13 protein-coding genes and 1 pseudogene are annotated in these 15,882 nt (G+C 73.5%); 11 read left to right on the forward strand and 3 right to left on the reverse strand.

Annotated elements, in window-relative coordinates; all coding sequences use genetic code 11:
* Positions 1 to 128 precede the first annotated feature (128 nt).
* From infC to R2740_RS07205, 4 genes and pseudogenes are all read left to right on the forward strand, one after another.
* A complete protein-coding gene (gene infC / locus R2740_RS07190) occupies positions 129 to 812 on the forward strand; it encodes a translation initiation factor IF-3 (protein ID WP_371302313.1) in 684 nt (227 codons plus the stop codon).
* 47 nt (positions 813 to 859) lie between these two features.
* Positions 860 to 1,054 carry a 50S ribosomal protein L35 gene (gene rpmI / locus R2740_RS07195; protein WP_371302015.1) on the forward strand — a complete coding sequence of 65 codons (195 nt, stop codon included), beginning with the start codon at positions 860 to 862 and terminating at the stop codon, positions 1,052 to 1,054.
* Between the two features lie 32 nt (positions 1,055 to 1,086).
* On the forward strand, positions 1,087 to 1,470 hold the full coding sequence (rplT, locus tag R2740_RS07200) for a 50S ribosomal protein L20 (protein WP_371302016.1): 384 nt from the start codon (positions 1,087 to 1,089) through the stop codon (positions 1,468 to 1,470).
* 23 nt (positions 1,471 to 1,493) lie between these two features.
* Positions 1,494 to 2,299: pseudogene (locus R2740_RS07205) on the forward strand (TrmH family RNA methyltransferase).
* On the opposite strand, the gene R2740_RS07210 reads toward R2740_RS07205, so the two are convergent.
* Both R2740_RS07210 and R2740_RS07215 read right to left on the reverse strand, forming a co-directional pair.
* The gene (locus tag R2740_RS07210) at positions 2,287 to 2,691 is read right to left on the reverse strand and encodes a hypothetical protein (RefSeq protein ID WP_371302017.1); all 405 of its coding nucleotides are present in this window, start codon (positions 2,689 to 2,691) and stop codon (positions 2,287 to 2,289) included. The pseudogene R2740_RS07205 and the gene R2740_RS07210 sit on opposite strands and share 13 nt — an antisense overlap.
* A gap of 31 nt (positions 2,692 to 2,722) precedes the next feature.
* Entirely contained in the window at positions 2,723 to 4,144 is a 1,422-nt protein-coding gene (locus R2740_RS07215; RefSeq protein WP_371302018.1) for an aminotransferase class I/II-fold pyridoxal phosphate-dependent enzyme, read from the reverse strand.
* Positions 4,145 to 4,248: 104 nt separating this feature from the next.
* On the opposite strand from R2740_RS07215, the gene R2740_RS07220 reads away from it, so the two are divergent.
* The 6 genes from R2740_RS07220 (at position 4,249) to R2740_RS07245 (ending at position 13,920) form a co-directional block, all read left to right on the forward strand.
* Positions 4,249 to 5,319: an ATP-binding protein gene (locus R2740_RS07220; protein WP_371302019.1), complete on the forward strand. Its 1,071-nt coding sequence runs from the start codon at positions 4,249 to 4,251 to the stop codon at positions 5,317 to 5,319.
* A gap of 87 nt (positions 5,320 to 5,406) precedes the next feature.
* Positions 5,407 to 6,108, forward strand: coding sequence for a response regulator transcription factor (locus R2740_RS07225; RefSeq protein WP_371302020.1), 702 nt, complete (start codon positions 5,407 to 5,409; stop codon positions 6,106 to 6,108).
* On the forward strand, positions 6,105 to 8,726 hold the full coding sequence (locus tag R2740_RS07230) for a DUF4153 domain-containing protein (protein WP_371302021.1): 2,622 nt from the start codon (positions 6,105 to 6,107) through the stop codon (positions 8,724 to 8,726). Before R2740_RS07225 ends, R2740_RS07230 begins: the two co-directional genes overlap by 4 nt.
* A 450-nt stretch (positions 8,727 to 9,176) precedes the next feature.
* The gene (gene pheS, locus R2740_RS07235; RefSeq protein WP_371302022.1) at positions 9,177 to 10,280 is read left to right on the forward strand and encodes a phenylalanine--tRNA ligase subunit alpha; all 1,104 of its coding nucleotides are present in this window, start codon (positions 9,177 to 9,179) and stop codon (positions 10,278 to 10,280) included.
* Positions 10,280 to 12,778: a phenylalanine--tRNA ligase subunit beta gene (gene pheT / locus R2740_RS07240; protein WP_371302023.1), complete on the forward strand. Its 2,499-nt coding sequence runs from the start codon at positions 10,280 to 10,282 to the stop codon at positions 12,776 to 12,778. Before pheS ends, pheT begins: the two co-directional genes overlap by 1 nt.
* A gap of 86 nt (positions 12,779 to 12,864) precedes the next feature.
* Positions 12,865 to 13,920, forward strand: coding sequence for an endonuclease/exonuclease/phosphatase family protein (locus tag R2740_RS07245; protein WP_371302024.1), 1,056 nt, complete (start codon positions 12,865 to 12,867; stop codon positions 13,918 to 13,920).
* 179 nt (positions 13,921 to 14,099) lie between these two features.
* On the opposite strand, the gene R2740_RS07250 is transcribed toward R2740_RS07245, so the two are convergent.
* Complete coding sequence (locus tag R2740_RS07250; RefSeq protein WP_371302025.1) at positions 14,100 to 14,894, reverse strand: maleylpyruvate isomerase family mycothiol-dependent enzyme; 795 nt, start codon at positions 14,892 to 14,894, stop codon at positions 14,100 to 14,102.
* A gap of 171 nt (positions 14,895 to 15,065) precedes the next feature.
* Between R2740_RS07250 and R2740_RS07255 the strand changes: the two genes are divergently transcribed.
* Positions 15,066 to 15,860, forward strand: coding sequence for a hypothetical protein (locus R2740_RS07255; RefSeq protein WP_371302026.1), 795 nt, complete (start codon positions 15,066 to 15,068; stop codon positions 15,858 to 15,860).
* Positions 15,861 to 15,882 lie beyond the last annotated feature (22 nt).

The raw sequence follows: 15,882 nt of genomic DNA on the forward strand, positions 1-15,882 counted from the left end.
GCGGCGCGTGCTTGCGAGCGCGCGAGGTGACTGGCCTCCGCTTGAGGACAAGCGGAGGCCTTCGTCGTACTCCGGCCCGTGCGGGCCCAGACGAGGACCTCCGGGAGACGTACCGACCAGGAGGACACATCAGCACCGAGCTGCGAATCAACGACCGGATCCGGGTTCCCGAGGTCCGGCTCGTGGGACCCAACGGCGAGACCGTGGGCATCGTGCCGACGTACGAAGCGCTCAAGCTCGCCCAGGAGGCGGACCTCGACCTCGTCGAGGTGGCGCCGACGGCACGCCCGCCGGTGTGCAAGCTCATGGACTACGGGAAGTTCAAGTACGAGAACGCCCAGAAGGCCCGCGAGGCACGCCGCAACCAGACGAACGTGATCATCAAGGAGATGAAGCTTCGTCCCAAGATCGACCAGCACGACTACGAGACCAAGAAGGGCCACGTCGTCCGGTTCCTCCGGGCCGGCGACAAGGTGAAGATCACGATCATGTTCCGCGGTCGTGAGCAGCACCGGCCCGAGCTGGGCTTCCGGCTGCTCCAGCGGCTCGCCGAGGACGTCCAGGAGCTGGGCTTCGTGGAGTCCGCGCCGAAGCAGGACGGACGCAACATGATCATGGTGCTCGGGCCCCACCGCAAGAAGGCAGAGGCCAAGGCGGAGATGCAGGCCGAGAAGGCCGAGAAGGCCGCCGAGCGGGCAGCCGCCGAGGCCGACGAGCGCGCCGAGCGCGACGCTGCCCACGCGGCGGGTCCGGTCGCCGCCAAGAAGGAGCGGCGTCGCTCCGAGAACCTCGACGCCGACATCGACGTCTGATCCCAGGCCCACCGGGCTCGCGGACCGAGAACAGGAAGAGATCCACCATGCCGAAGAACAAGACCCACTCCGGTGCCAGCAAGCGGTTCCGGGTGACCGGGTCGGGCAAGATCCGCCGCCAGAAGGCCGGTCTGCGCCACAACCTGGAGAAGAAGCCCTCCAAGGTGACCCGCCGGATGTCCGGCACCACCGAGGTCGCCAAGGCCGACGTCAAGCGCGCCAAGAAGCTGCTGGGCCTCTGAGCCTGCCCGAGAACTGATCAAGGAGTAACACCATGGCACGCGTCAAGCGGGCAGTGAACGCCCAGAAGAAGCGTCGGACCACCCTCGAGCGGGCCAGCGGCTACCGCGGCCAGCGCTCGCGCCTCTACCGCAAGGCCAAGGAGCAGGTCACCCACTCGCTGGTCTACAGCTACAACGACCGGCGCAAGAACAAGGGCAACTTCCGCCGGCTCTGGATCCAGCGGATCAACGCCGCCGCCCGGGCCCACGGGATGACCTACAACCGGTTCATCCAGGGGCTCAACCTGGCCGGCGTCGAGGTCGACCGCAAGATCCTCGCCGACCTGGCCGTCAACGACGAGGCCGCCTTCGCGGCGCTGGTCGAGACCGCCCGGGCGGCCCTGCCCGAGGACGTCAACGCCCCCGCGGCGTCCTGACCCTCACCGAGGCACCCCACGACGTGGCGAGCTCCCGGCCCGACCCGGTCCCCCTCTCGAAGGGCAACGACCGGGTCAAGCAGGCCCGGAAGCTCGCCCGTCGTGCGTCCCGGTCCGACCTGCGGTTGTTCCTCGCCGAGGGCCGCAACGCCGTGACCGAGGCGCTCGGCGTCGAGGGCTGTGTGGTCGAGGTCTTCGCGACCGTCGCCGCCACCCAGGAGTACGCCGACCTGCGAGCGCGGGCTCCCCGCTGGACCCCGGTCGCCGACGACGCGCTGGCCTCCCTGGCCGATGCCGTGAGCCCGCAGGGGCTGGTGGCGGTGTGTCGCCAGGTCGACCGCCCGCTGGCCCATCTCCTCGGCTCCGACGCCCGGCTGGTCGCCGTGTGCGCCGACGTACGCGACCCCGGCAACGCGGGCACGGTGGTCCGCTGTGCCGACGCGGCCGGCGCCGACGCCGTGGTGCTGACGGGCCACTCCGTGGACGCCTACAACCCCAAGACGGTGCGCGCCAGCGCCGGGTCGCTCTTCCACCTGCCGCTGGCCCTCGAGCCCGACCCGGCCGCCGCGGTGGCCGGGTTGCGGGAGCGCGGGCTGACCGTGCTGGCCGCCGACGGCGGGGGAGAGGTCGACCTGTTCGACGCCGACTCGTTGCTCGCGCGGCCCACGGCCTGGCTCTTCGGCAACGAGGCGTGGGGGCTGCCCCCGAGCTGGCCGAGCTGGCCGACCACCGGGTCCGCATCCCGATCCTGGGCGCCGCCGAGAGCCTCAACCTGGCCACCGCCGCGGCGGTGTGCCTCTACGCCAGCGCCCGAGCTCAGCGGGCTTGATCTCGCTCCCGGGGCCACAGCCCGCCGGCCCACAGTGCCCAGAGCACCAGCACCGGCTGGAAGAACAACCGGATCAACCGGGCGCGGTCGGTGTCGAGGCCGAAGGCATCGGTGCCTTCGACGTACTGAGCGATGTTGCCGGGGAAGATCGCGACGAAGAACGCCGCCAGCAGCGCACCCACGGTCCGGCGTCGCGCGGGCAGCGCCACGAAGGCGGCGCCCAGACCGATCTCCGCCACGCCCGAGGCGAGCACGGTCAGGTCCGCGTCGAGCGGGAACCACGCCGGCACCTGCGCCTGGAACTCCTGACGCTGGGTGGTGAGGTGCAACGTGCCGGCCGTCACCATGAACACGCCGAGCGTGATCCGTCCGACGTGCCGCACGAGGCTCATGCGGTGAGCCTAGCCCGACGTCGGAGGCGCCTCAGCCGACCACGAGCACCGTCGCGAGCGTCGGGTCCGCGGCATAGGCGATCCGCACACCGCTGACCTTCGCCGCCTCGAGTGCGGCGAGCACGGACCCGGTGACCCGTTCGCCCGGCGCCAGCACCGGGACTCCGGGTGGGTACGGCGCGACCAGCTCGGCGCTCACCCGGCCCACCGCCGCCGCCAGCGGCACCGCCTCCCGGGGCGCGAAGAACGCCTCCCGGGGCGGGACGGTCAGCTCGGGCACCAGCGACCAGGCAGCGGCGCCCACGACCGGGCGCGGGTCCGCGCGATGGCGCTCCAGCAGCCTCACCAGGAGGTCGCCCAGGCCGGCCAGCGACGCCGCGCCATCGGCGAGCGACACGATCGGCACCAAAGTGTCCCGGTCGGCCATCTCCAGCGGTGAGCCGGCGGCGATCAGGTCGCGCTCCACCGCGTTGCCGTCGGCCCCGGTGCCGGACAGCACCAGCGTCAGCTTCATCGGGTCGACCCCGGGTCCGTCGAGGACCACCAACCCGGGCACCTCGGCGGTCAGTCGGGCCCGCAGCCCGGCCACCGCCTCGAGGATGGGTGCGAGCACCTCCGGACCATCGCGCTCCAGCAGCGCCCGGCTGGCGTCGATGCTGGCGAGGATGGTCCCGCTGGGGCTCGTGGTGTGGGCGATGTCGAAGGCCGCATCGAGCCGCGCCGGGTCGACCCGGTCGGTGCGAGCCAGCACCAGGGCGCCCTGGGACCAGGCCGGCAGCGTCTTGTGCGCGCTGGTCACGAGCATGTCGGCTCCGGCGGCGAGCGCATGGCGCGGAAGGCTGGGGTGGAAGCCGAAGTACGCCGCCCATGCCGCGTCGACGACCAGCGGCACGTCGTGCCGGTGCGCCACCTCGGCGAGCCCGGCGACGTCGCCCGTCGTGCCGACGTACGACGGGTCGCCGACGAGCACCGCGGCGGCATCCGGCGCGCGGGAAAACGCCTCCTCGAGCGCGGCCGGCGCCAGCCCCAGCGGCACCCCCAGCCGTGGGTCGACCTCGGGGCGCACCCAGACCGGTTCCAGGCCGGCGAGCACCAGACCGACGAGCAGCGAGCGGTGCAGGGTCCGGCCGACGATGACCCGCTGCCCGGGGGACGCCACCGCGAGGGCGGTCGCCAGGTTGCCGTGGGTCGAGCCGGCCACCGAGAAGCGGCAGCGGTCCACGCCCCACAGGGCGGCGGCGCGGTCCTCGGCCGCGGCCAGCAGCGCCGCGGCGTCCTTGACGCTCGCCAGTCCGCCGTAGAGCGGGACGTCGCCGGCCACCACGTCACCGAGCAGGCCGAGGTCGTACTTGTGCCCGGGGATCGTGAACGGCGTCAGCTCCTGCTCGTGGAACCGCAGCCATGCGTCCAGCAGGGGCGCGTCGGCGCGCAGTCCGCGAGGGTCGGTGGGCACCCGCGTAGCGTGCAGGCCGGCCGCACCGGTGGCAAGTGCGGCGCGCTACGACGCTCTGGTGGGCAATCCACACCGCCACCCGGCGCCGTCAGTAGGGTGGGCGGGTGAGCCAGGACGACGGCCCCCACGAGCTGGCTTTGCTCGACGCGCTCCCCGACGGCGCCGTGGTCGCCGACGCGACCGGCGCCGTGGTCGCGGTCAACCGGGCGGCGCTGGCGATGCTCGGGCTCGACGGTGACGACTGGCGTGGTGCGCCGCTGGGCGAGGTGCTCCGGCTGGTCGACAGCGAGGGGCGCGACTGGGTGACCTGCTCCTCGCCGTACGACGGCCTCAACAGCCGCACCGGCATCCCCGAGCAGTCCTGGCTGCTGCCCAGCGGCGAGGAGGTGCTGGTCGCCGCCACCATGCACCGCGACCGTCCGCGGGGCGAGGTGGTCCGGGTCGGCATCGGCCTGCGCTCGGGGCGCGGCCGGGCGCGGTTGGACCGGGAACGGTCCGACCTGGTGGCCACCGTCGCCCACGAGCTGCGCTCGCCCCTGACCGGCGTCAAGGGCTTCGTCCAGGCGATGCTCAACCGGTGGGACAAGCTCAACGACGAGCAGAAGGTCCTGATGCTCACCACCGTCAACGCCGACGCCGACCGGCTCAGCCGGCTCATCGCGGAGCTGCTCGACGTGGCCCGGATCGACACCGGCAGGCTGTCGCTCTACCCCCGCCCCGTCGACGCCGTGGTGCTGGTGCAGCGGGTGGTCGACATGGTGCAGGCGGGCACCGCCCGGCCGATCGAGCTGCGGCTGGCCGGTGACCTGCCCGAGATCCAGGCCGACCCGGACAAGCTCACCCAGGTCGTCACCAACCTGGTCGAGAACGCCGTCCGGCACGGCGACGGGACGGTGCGCGTGACGCTGGAGCGGCTCTCCGCCGGTGAGGGACCGGCGCCGGCCGACGTCACCGGGGTGTTGCTCACCGTCGACGACGAGGGGGAGGGCATCGCCCCGGAGCTGCGTCGGCGGGTCTTCACGAAGTTCTGGACCGGCGGCGTCCGAGGGGGGTCCGGGCTCGGGATGTACATCGTCAACGGGCTGGCCCGGGCCCACGGCGGCCACGTCGCGATCGACGACTCGCCCGCCGGCGGCGCGCGGATCCAGGTCTCCTGGCCCGAGAGCGACGACTAGCCCCGACGGGCACCGGTGGACCGATCTGCACGAACCCTTCACAGGTCGTACCCGCTTCCCGGCGGTTCGGCTTCCTAGGCTGCTGCCATGACCCAGCCCGTGCGCCGCCTGGTCCTCGTGGTCGAGGACGACCCGGTGATCAGCGAGACGGTGAGCCGCCGCCTGGAGGCGGAGGGGTACGCCGTGGCCCGGGCCTCCGACGGCCCGGCGGCCGTGCGCGCGGCGACCGAGCAGCGCCCCGACGCCCTGGTGCTGGACCTGATGCTGCCCGGCTTCGACGGCCTCGAGGTCTGCCGCCGGGTGCAGGCCGAGCGGCCGGTGCCGGTGCTGATGCTCACCGCTCGCGACGACGAGAGCGACATCCTCGCCGGGCTCGCGGTCGGCGCCGACGACTACCTCACCAAGCCGTTCGGGATGCGTGAGCTGGTGGCCCGGGTGGCCGCGCTGCTGCGCCGGGTCGACCGGGCCGCCGAGCTCGCGCAGCAGTCGCCGGCGGTGCACAGCGTCGGCGATCTGGTGGTGGACACCGGGGCGCGCCGGTGCACGGCCGCGGGGGAGCTCGTGCACCTGACGCCCACGGAGTTCGACCTGCTCGCCTGCCTGGCGGCCGCCCCGGGACAGGTGCTGACCCGGGAGCGGCTGCTGGCGGAGGTCTGGGACTGGCCGGAGGCCTCCGGCACCCGCACGGTCGACAGCCACGTGAAGTCGCTGCGGGCGAAGATCGGCGCGGCCCGGGTGCGCACCGCTCATGGCGTGGGCTACGCGCTCGAGGCACCGGAGCAGCCGTGAGCCTGCCGTCCTCCCGGCCGCCGCTCGGGCCGGTGACCACGATCAAGGCCAAGCTCGCCCTGCTGGTCGGGGCCAGCGTGCTGGTCGCGGCGGTGCTCGGCACGGTGGCCTCGGCCGGCGGGGTCTCGTGGTGGGTGGCCATCCCGGTCGCGGTGGGTCTGGCGCTCGGTGTCACCCAGCTGCTGGCCACGGGGATGACCTCGCCGCTGCGGCAGATGACCGAGGCGGCCGGGCGGATGGCGCGCGGCGACTACGACGTGCGTGTGGACGCCTCCGCGAGCGACGAGGTGGGGCAGCTGGCGACGGCGTTCAACACGATGGCGCGCGACCTGGCGGTCGTCGACCGGGAGCGCCGCGACCTGGTGGCGATGGTGTCCCACGAGCTGCGCACGCCGCTCACCGCGCTGGGCGCTCGGCTGGAGAACCTGGTCGACGGCGTGGAGCCGGCCACCCCCGAGGCGTTCGCCGAGCTGCTCGACCAGACCCGGCGGCTCGGGGCCCTGGTGCGGGACCTGCTCGACCTCTCCCGCAGCGAGGCAGGGGCGGCCCCCCTCCGGCTCGGCGACGTCGCCCTGTCCGCGCTGGTCGGCGAGGCGGTCGCGGACGTCGCGCACCTCGGGCGCGACGTCGTGGTCGGCATCGAGGTGCCCGAGGACCTGGTCGTCGTCGGCGACGCCGAGCGACTGCGGCAGCTGGTCACCAACCTGGTCGAGAACGCCGTCCGGCACAGCCCGCCCGGGGGGCGGGTGGTCGTCGCGGCGACCACCGCGAACGGCGGCTGGCGGCTGGAGGTCCGCGACGCCGGGCCCGGGGTGGCACCCGAGCACCGGGAGCGGGTCTTCGAGCGTTTCGGCACCCTCGACCCCACCACCGGTGGCACCGGCCTGGGACTGGCGATCGCCCGCTCGGTGGCGACCCAGCACGGCGGCACCCTCTCCTTCGAGGATCCCGAGGCAGCAGAGCCCGGGGCCCGGGCCGTGCTGCGGATGCCGCACGCCGCCGCCATGCAGACGACGCCCGCTCCGACCCAGGAGGTCACCGTGCCTGTGCCCGTCCCACCCGCTTCGGGCCCGTCGGCGGCCTCGCCCGCGCCCGCGCCGACCACGCCGGGGGCCCCGGGTCTGCAGCCGCCCCACCCCGCCCCGGACGGCGGCATGGACGCGCTGTTCGGGCCGTTCTGGCCCGAGCGGGAGCTCGCCGGTCGCCGCGACCTGCTGCTGGCCTCGCTCGGGGTCGGGGTCCTGGCGGCCACGGTGCTGCCGTTCCGGCCGCCCGGACTCGGCCTGTTCCTGGTGCTCGCCGCCGCGGGGTTCGTCGTCGCCGTCGCGTCGTCGACGAAGGGCGACTGGTTCACGGTCACCTGTGCGGCGCTGAGCGCGCTGCTCACCGGCATGGTGGTGCTCCGCGACGCGGACTGGGTGGTGGTCCTCTGCGTGCTCACCGGCGCGGTGACGATGCTGGTCGGCGCGACCCGGGGCCGGACCATGCTCGGCTTCGTGGTCGCCGGTCTGGCCTGGCCGTTGGCCGGGCTGCGCGGGATGCCCTGGCTGGGGCGCAGCGCCAAGGGCCTGGCCGGGTCGGCGAACACCACGGCGATGGCGCGGACCGTCGCGTGGTCGGTGCTGGGACTGCTCGTCTTCGGGCTGCTGTTCGCGTCCGCCGACGCGCTGTTCGCGAGCTGGGTCGACACGTTGCTGCCCGACTGGACGCCGGACACCCTGATCGCCCGGGCGTTCCTCGCCGTCGCCGTCGGCGGCGTCGTGCTGGCCGCGGCGTACGTCGCGCTGAACCCGCCGCGCGTCGAGCCCGAGACGCCTCGCACGCCACGCCCGGTCGGACACCGCTTCGAGTGGCTGGCTCCGGTGCTGCTGGTCGACGCCGTCTTCGTGGTGTTCCTCCTGGCCCAGGCGGCCGCGGCGTTCGGCGGCCACGCCTACCTGCAGCGGACCACCGGGCTGACCTATGCGGAGTACGTCCACCAGGGCTTCGGCCAGCTCACCGTCGCCACCCTGCTGACCCTGGCGGTGGTCTGGGCGGCCGCGCGCAAGGCGCCGCGGGAGACGGCTGCCGACCGGCTCTGGCTGCGCGCCGCGCTCGGAGCCCTGGGCGCGATGACGCTCGTGGTGGTGGCCTCGGCGCTCTACCGCATGCACGTCTACCAGCAGGCCTACGGCTTCACCCGGCTGCGGCTGCTCGTCGACGTCTTCGAGGGCTGGCTCGGGCTGGTGGTGCTGCTGGTCCTGGCCGCCGGCGTGGGGCTGCGCGGGACGTGGCTGCCGCGGGCCGCCCTGCTCACCGGTGCCACCGCGATGCTCGGGCTGGCGCTGCTCAACCCGGACGCCTGGATCGCCGAGCACAACCTGGCGCGGTACGCCGACACCGGCCGGGCCGACTGGTACTACCTGGCCGGGCTCTCCGACGACGCCACCCCTGCCCTCGCGAACGACCCGGACGCCCGCGCCTGCCTGCCCTCGCGGGAGACCGACGGCGACTGGCTGTCGTGGAACCTCGGTCGCTCCCGGGCGGAGCCGTTCGGCGACGACTTCGTCGGGGTGTCCCCGGGTCTGCGCGGCTCGGCGGCCGCGACTGCCACCTCCTGCGGGACCGACACCGACTGACTCCCGCGCGGGCGCCGACCCCCGCGGTGCTGCTGCCACCCCCGCGGCGCTGCTGCCACTCCCGCGGCGCTGTGGGCACCTCCGCGGTGGTCGACCACCGTAGGAGTCCCCTCAGCACCGCGGGAGTGGGACAAGGGGGAGTGGGGAAACGGGGGCGCGCTCGTCGAGGTGGGCGACTACGCTGACGCCATGGCGGCACAGCGATTTCCGAGCCCCGGGCCCGTGAGCGGTCCGGGAGGCTCGTCGCTGCCGCCCTGCCGGCACCGCGGCTGACTCCTGGCGGCGGGCCCGGGGGAGACCAGGCCCGTCCGTCCGACCCAGGAGTCCCCGATGCCACCAGACGCCGTCCCGCCCCTAGAATCCACGGGTCGCCGCTCGTCCGCCGAGCCGAGCGACCCCGCAGCCGCCCCGCCCGGCGCTGCACCCGACGCCCCCCGACGAGAGAGACTCATGTCCGGCCCCAACTCCGACTACGACCCCGTCGAGGTCACCCCACTGAAGGCCGAGGAGGTGGAGGCGATGCGCGACGCCGCCCTGGCGGCGATCGACGCGGCCGCCGACCTCGACCAGCTCAAGGAGGTGCGGCTCGCCCACGCGGGTGACCGCTCGCCGCTGGCGCTGGCCAACCGGGAGATCGGGGCGCTCCCGCCCCAGGCCCGCAAGGAGGCCGGGCAGCGCGTCGGCCAGGCGCGCGGGGCCGTCAACCAGGCGCTCGCGGCCCGCACCACGGTGCTCGAGGCCGAGCACGAGGAGCGGATGCTGGTCGAGGAGACCGTCGACGTCACCCTGCCCGTCGACCGCGCCCCCCGCGGCGCGCGACACCCGATCACCACCGGCTCCGAGCTGATCGCCGACGTGTTCGTCGCGATGGGCTGGGAGGTCGCCGAGGGTCCGGTGGTCGAGGCCGAGTGGCTCAACTTCGACGCGCTCAACCTGGGCGCCGACCACCCGGCGCGCACCATGCAGGACACCTTCTGGACCGAGCCGGCCGACCACCACGTGGTGCTGCGCACCCACACCTCGCCGGTGCAGGCGCGCACCATGCTCACCCGCACCCCGCCGATCTACGTCGTCTGCCCGGGCCGGGTCTTCCGCACCGACGAGTACGACGCCACGCACAGCCCGATGTTCCACCAGGTCGAGGGCCTGGTCGTCGACGAGGGCATCACGATGGCCCACCTCAAGGGATCGCTCGACCACTTCGCCACCGCGATGTTCGGCGAGGGGATCGACACCCGCTTCCGGCCGTCGTACTTCCCGTTCACCGAGCCGTCCGCCGAGGTCGACCTGCGCTGCTTCGTGTGCCGCGGCGTCGAGGGGGCGGTCGAGTCGTGCCGCACCTGCAGGGGTGAGGGCTGGATCGAGTGGGGTGGGTGCGGCGTGGTCAACCCGCGGGTGCTGGTCGCCTGTGGCATCGACCCGGAGCGCTACACCGGCTTCGCGTTCGGCATGGGCATCGACCGCACGCTGATGTTCCGCCACGGCATCACCGACCTGCGCGACTTCTTCGAGGGCGACGTGCGGTTCGCCGCGGCGTTCGGGACGGAGATCTGATGCGCGCCCCCCTGTCCTGGATCCGTGACTACGTCGAGCTGCCGGTCGATCTCACCGCCGACGAGCTCGCCCACCGGCTGACCATGCTCGGTCTCAAGCTGGAGGCCTTGGAGCGGCCCGGCCACGACATGACCGGCCCGCTGGTGCTCGGTCGGGTGCTCGACCTCGTCGAGGAGCCGCAGTCCAACGGCAAGACCATCCGCTGGTGCCAGGTCGACGTCGCCGACGCCAACGGCACCGGCGAGCCGCAGGGCATCGTCTGCGGCGCCCTCAACTTCGCCGTCGGCGACCTGGTCGTGGTGATCCTGCCCGGCGGCGTGCTCCCGGGCGGCTTCGAGATCTCCGCCCGCAAGACCTACGGCCACGTCTCCGCGGGCATGATCTGCTCGGCCCGCGAGCTCGGGCTGGGCGAGGACCACGACGGGATCATGGTGCTGCCCGCCGATGCCGGCACGCCCGGCGACGACGCGTTCGGCGTGCTGCCGCTGCGCGACGAGGTGATCGAGTTCGAGATCAACCCCGACCGCGCCTACGCCCTGTCGCTGCGGGGTGTGGCGCGCGAGGCGGCCCTGGAGTACGCCGTCCACGGCGACGGCGCGACCTTCCACGACCCCGCCCTGCGGGAGACCCCCGAGCCGAATGCCGACGGCTATCCCGTAGTCGTCGACGACCAGGCCGGCTGTCCGGTGTTCGTGGCCCGCCGGGTCACCGGCGTCGACCCCGCCGCACCCACGCCGGACTGGATGGCCCGTCGGATCCAGCTGGCCGGCATGCGACCGATCTCGCTGGCCGTCGACATCACCAACTACGTCATGCTCGAGATGGGGCATCCGATCCACGGCTACGACACCGCCAAGCTCGCCGGCCCGATCCGGGTGCGGAGGGCCACCGAGGGCGAGCATCTCACCACGCTCGACGACGTCGAGCGGGTGCTGTCGGCCGAGGACCTGGTGGTCTGCGACGACTCCGGTCCGATCGGCCTCGGAGGCGTGATGGGCGGAGCGACCACCGAGATGTCCGACACCACCACCGACGTGCTCGTCGAGGTGGCCTCGTGGGACCCGGTCTCGATGTTCCGCACCGGCCGCCGCCACAAGCTCACCTCCGAGGCCGGGAAGCGCAACGAGCGCGGCGTCGACCCGACCATCCCGGAGGCCGCGGCCGACCGCGTGGTCGAGCTGCTGGTCACCCACGGAGGCGGCACCGCGCACCCGGGGGTCACCAAGGTCGGCCAGGCGCCCGCGCCGCGGACGATCGCGATCGAGAGCGACCTCCCGGCGCGGATCTCGGGCATCGACATCGCGGCCGGGACCACGGTCAGCGCCCTGGAGGCCGTCGGGTGCACGGTGACCGTGGAGGACGACCGGCTGACCGCCATCGTGCCACCGTGGCGCACCGACCTGACCGACCCCTACGACCTGGTCGAGGAGGTCGTCCGGATCGTCGGCTACGACCAGGTGCCCTCGGTGCTCCCGCCGGCCCCCGCCGGGCGTGGGCTGACCCGTGAGCAGCGGCTGCGCCGCCGGGTCGGCCGGACCATGGCCGGCGCCGGCTTCGTGGAGGTGCTCGCCTTCCCGTTCATCGGCATCGCCGAGCTCGACCGGCTCGGGCTCGACCCGGCCGACGACCGGCGTACCGTGCTGACGCTGGCCAACCCGCTGTCGGCCGAGCAGCCGTCGATGACCACCACGCTCCTGCCCGGGCTGCTCGAGGCGGCCGCCCGCAACGCCGGGCGGGGCCAGGCCGACGTCGCGCTGTTCGAGACCGCGACGGTGACGCTGCCGCACGAGGGCGACGGCACCCCGATCCTGCCGGTCGACCGGCGCCCCACCGAGGGGGAGTACGACGACCTCACCAAGGCACTGCCGGCCCAGCCGCTGCACCTCGGCCTCGTGGTGGCCGGCGAGCGTGAGCGCTCGGGCTGGTGGGGCGAGGGGCGGGCCGCGGGCTGGCAGGACGCCGTCTCCGCGGTGCGTGGGGTGTGCGACGCGCTCGGCGTCGCCGTCGAGGTGCGTGCCGCCACCCGGGCACCCTGGCACCCCGGCCGCTGTGCCGAGCTGCGGGTCGGCGACCTGGTCGTCGGTCACGCGGGTGAGCTGCACCCCAAGGTGTGCCGTGCCTACGGCGTGCCCGCCCGCACCGCGGCCGCGGAGGTCGACCTCGACGCGCTGCTGCGGCTGGCTGTCGACGTCGCCCCGGCGCCGTCGTTCTCGTCGTACCCGGTGGCCCGCGAGGACGTCGCGGTCGTCGTGGCCTCCTCGGTGTCCGCCGCCGAGGTGGAGCAGGCGCTGCGCGAGGGGGCCGGCGACCTGCTCGAGTCGGTGCGGCTGTTCGACCTCTACGACGGCGACCAGGTCGGCGAGGGCCGCAAGTCGCTGGCCTTCCGGCTGCGCTTCCGGGCTCCTGACCGGACGCTGACGGTCGAGGAGACCTCGGCTGCCCGGGACGCCGCCGTCGCCGTCGCCGCGGAGCGGTGCGGGGCCGTGCAGCGCGTCTGACCGGTCCGGGGCGGGCACGGGGCGTCGTACCCGTATCTGCTGAGGCTCTCCCGCCTCCTCCTGGGCGGGAGCATGATGGCTCTCGCGTGCGCACCGGCATCGGAGGCGAGATGGACCTGGACAGCTTCAGCGTGGCGACGTTCAACCTCTACAACATGCAGCTGCCGGACCGGTCGATGAACCCCGGGCAGCGGGTGTGGACCGAGGCGGAGTACCGCCGCAAGGTGGCCTTCGTCGCCGACCGGCTGCGCGACCTGCGAGCCGACATCGTCGGGTTCCAGGAGCTCTGGCACGCCGACGCGCTGGCCGAGGCGCTCGACCGGGCCAACCTCGACGACGACTACGACCTGCTGGCCGCGCCCGCTGTCGGCACCCGCATCGTGTGTGCCGCGATCGTCCGCAAGGGGCTGCTGCGCGGCGACCCGGAGTGGGTCTCGTCGTTCCCCGCCGCCCTGCACCTCGAGGACACCGTCGACCCGCAGGCACCCGACATCGAGGTCGGCATCACCGGCTTCTCACGGCCGGTGCTCACCTTCGAGGTGGCGCTGCGCGACGCGCCGCCGTTGACCCGCGTCTACGTCGCCCACCTGAAGTCCAAGCTGCCGGCCGAGGTGCACCGCGAGCCGTGGTACGACCCCGACGTCCACGCGCCGCACCGCACCGCGATCGGCAGCGCGCTCTCGACCATCCGTCGCACCGCCGAGTCGGCCGCGCTGCGGGTGCTGCTCACCGAGGTGATGAAGGGCACCGTGACGCCGGTGATCGTGCTCGGCGACCTCAACGACGGCCAGCACAGCAACACCATCAACATCCTCAGCGAGCAGCCCCGCTACCTCGTCGGCGACAGCCGTGGCGGCGGTGACATCGCGCTCTACACGGCACAGACCCTGCAGGAGTACCGCGACACCCGCGACGTCTACTACACCCACGTCCACGAGGACCTGCGCGAGTCGCTCGACCACGTGATGGTGAGCGAGCAGTTCTACGACCACAGCTATCGGCGGCAGTGGCTGTTCGACGGGCTGGCTATCACCAACGACCACCTCAACGACGACTCCGCCGACGTGCACCGCGAGAAGGGCACCACCGACCACGGGATCGTGATGTGCCGGTTCCGCTGGCGGCCGGCGTCACAGGGGTAGCTCGGCCGACGTCGTACCCACCACTCGGCGCGACGGCCCGTCACCACCCGCCAGGGCGTTCCCCCACCGTCGCTGGGTGTCGCGAAACCTCACCGATGGGGCACAAACGACATGGTCTGGCCGCGAAATCGCGACGTTTGGGGCCAAACGTCGACATTTCCACAGCCCACCAGCCAGGCCTACTCGATCGGCGCGTGGATGGCCCGGCGGAAGTGGTCGACGATGGACAGGTCGCCGTGGAGGTGGATGTCGTCGCCGTCGCCGCGCCGCCACAGCCGCAGGTCGAGCTGCTCGGCGGTGCCCTCGACCACGGCGTCCGGCTCGACGCCCGGGTCGCCGACGACGTGGATGTCGTCCTCGTGGTGGTCGATCCCGTCGGGGTCGGTGCCGTGGAACTGGCCCAGCTGCACCCAGATCCGGTCGCCGGTGTCGGTGAGGTCGACGCGCAGGTAGTGGGGGAGCGGTGAGAACTCGCCCCACTCGGGGCAGCCGCCGTACATGACGTCGAGGCACTCCCGCGTGCCGTCGGCGGCCAGCGCCGGGTCGAGCGGCGTCACGGCTCCGGCGGTCTGCTCGGCGTCGACCCGGTGGATGAGCGCCTCGTGGGCCTGCCGGCGATAGGTGAAGCCGACCGTCTGCTCGGCCGACCACGACCACGCCTTGTCGGCGGGGTCGGCGGCGGCGAGCGCCTCGACGAAGGCCGCGTGGGAGGCGTCGAACGCCGCCAGGATCTCGTCGTACGACGCCGGCCGCTCCGGATCGGCGTAGCCGTCGCGAGGATGAGCCGGCCGGTTCGCGATCACCCAGCCCCAGAAGTGCTGCACCTCGGCCAGGTGCCACAGCAGGTCGGCGGCCGTCCACGCCGGACAGCTCGGCACCTGCGCGTCGGGGGCACATGTGGAAAGCACCTCGCGGAACCGAGTGGACTCGGACCGGAGGTGCCCTAGGTAGTCGGGGGCGTCGAGTGAGCTCATGTCTCCGACCGTAGACCCGTCCTGGTTCGGCAGAAAAGACCCCCGGTCCCGAGCCTGCTGTGGAGGTCTGGTGAAGGCCATGGCCGAGCACCGCCTCCCGTCTCATACTGAGCGGCAACGAGGCCCGGCAACGGTCCGGAAACGAGGCCCTCGGGCCGGAGGCGGGGGCAGATGAGCACGGAGGCCGGCGGGGCCGGGCGGCGATGGCTGCCCGTGGGTGTCGTCCTCGCAGTCGGCGCCCTCGTGGCGACCGGCGGCTGGGCCGCCTCGCATCGTGACCGCAACGACGCGGCCGCGGCCGTCGACGCGAACACTCGCGTGCCGATGCGGGTGTATGTCACCGACGGCGGGGTCGGCTGGGACGCCGAGGTGCGGTTCGACCGGGCCGTCACCCTGTCCGACGCGCGGGTGCACTACGGGGCGCGATCGGACACGGGGAGCCTGTGGCTGGACGAGGAGTCGCCGTACGACGACATCCCGGTGGAGACCGGCGACCGGGTGTCGATCAGTGGTGGCGTGTTGCCCGACTGCACCCCCGGCGCGCCGCTGGCCGAGCCGGCCGTGTCCGTCGTCGAGCGCGAGACCGACGGCACCGCGCAGCGGCATCGCTACCTCCCGTCGAAGCCGCTCGACCTGGCCTCCGCCGTCCGCGAGTGGTGCGCCCACCCCCCGACGGTCAGCGTGGGGATGCACAGCCTGACTCCCGAGGGCGAGTCGGTGGTCTCGGTCTACGTCGTCAACCCCGGACCGGACCCGGTGAGCGTCCGGGTGCCGGCGTACGCCGACGCGCACGTGACCTGGGAGTCGCTGGACGTGGTCGTGCCTCCCGCCGAGCGGGGCCGGTTCGAGATCCACGGCCACGACGTCGGCTGCGAGCCCGGCGAGATCGCCTCGTGGGAGGATGGCCGCCTGCTGCTCGACGGGGAGCCCTACGTCCTCGGGCGTGGCGACGACGGCTGGTGCTGAGACCTGGGCCGGTGTCCACGAT

Source organism: Nocardioides sp. (assembly GCF_041393715.1).
Lineage (GTDB): Bacteria > Actinomycetota > Actinomycetes > Propionibacteriales > Nocardioidaceae > Nocardioides.

Excerpts from the sequence above, each read along its gene's own strand:
- rpmI (WP_371302015.1), top strand. The coding sequence starts at position 860 with ATGCCGAAGAACAAGACCCACTCCGGTGCCAGCAAGCGGTTCCGGGTG.
- rplT (WP_371302016.1), top strand. The coding sequence starts at position 1,087 with ATGGCACGCGTCAAGCGGGCAGTGAACGCCCAGAAGAAGCGTCGGACC.
- R2740_RS07210 (WP_371302017.1), bottom strand. The coding sequence starts at position 2,691 with ATGAGCCTCGTGCGGCACGTCGGACGGATCACGCTCGGCGTGTTCATG.
- R2740_RS07225 (WP_371302020.1), top strand. The coding sequence starts at position 5,407 with ATGACCCAGCCCGTGCGCCGCCTGGTCCTCGTGGTCGAGGACGACCCG.
- pheS (WP_371302022.1), top strand. The coding sequence starts at position 9,177 with ATGTCCGGCCCCAACTCCGACTACGACCCCGTCGAGGTCACCCCACTG.
- pheT (WP_371302023.1), top strand. The coding sequence starts at position 10,280 with ATGCGCGCCCCCCTGTCCTGGATCCGTGACTACGTCGAGCTGCCGGTC.
- R2740_RS07250 (WP_371302025.1), bottom strand. The coding sequence starts at position 14,894 with ATGAGCTCACTCGACGCCCCCGACTACCTAGGGCACCTCCGGTCCGAG.
- R2740_RS07255 (WP_371302026.1), top strand. The coding sequence starts at position 15,066 with ATGAGCACGGAGGCCGGCGGGGCCGGGCGGCGATGGCTGCCCGTGGGT.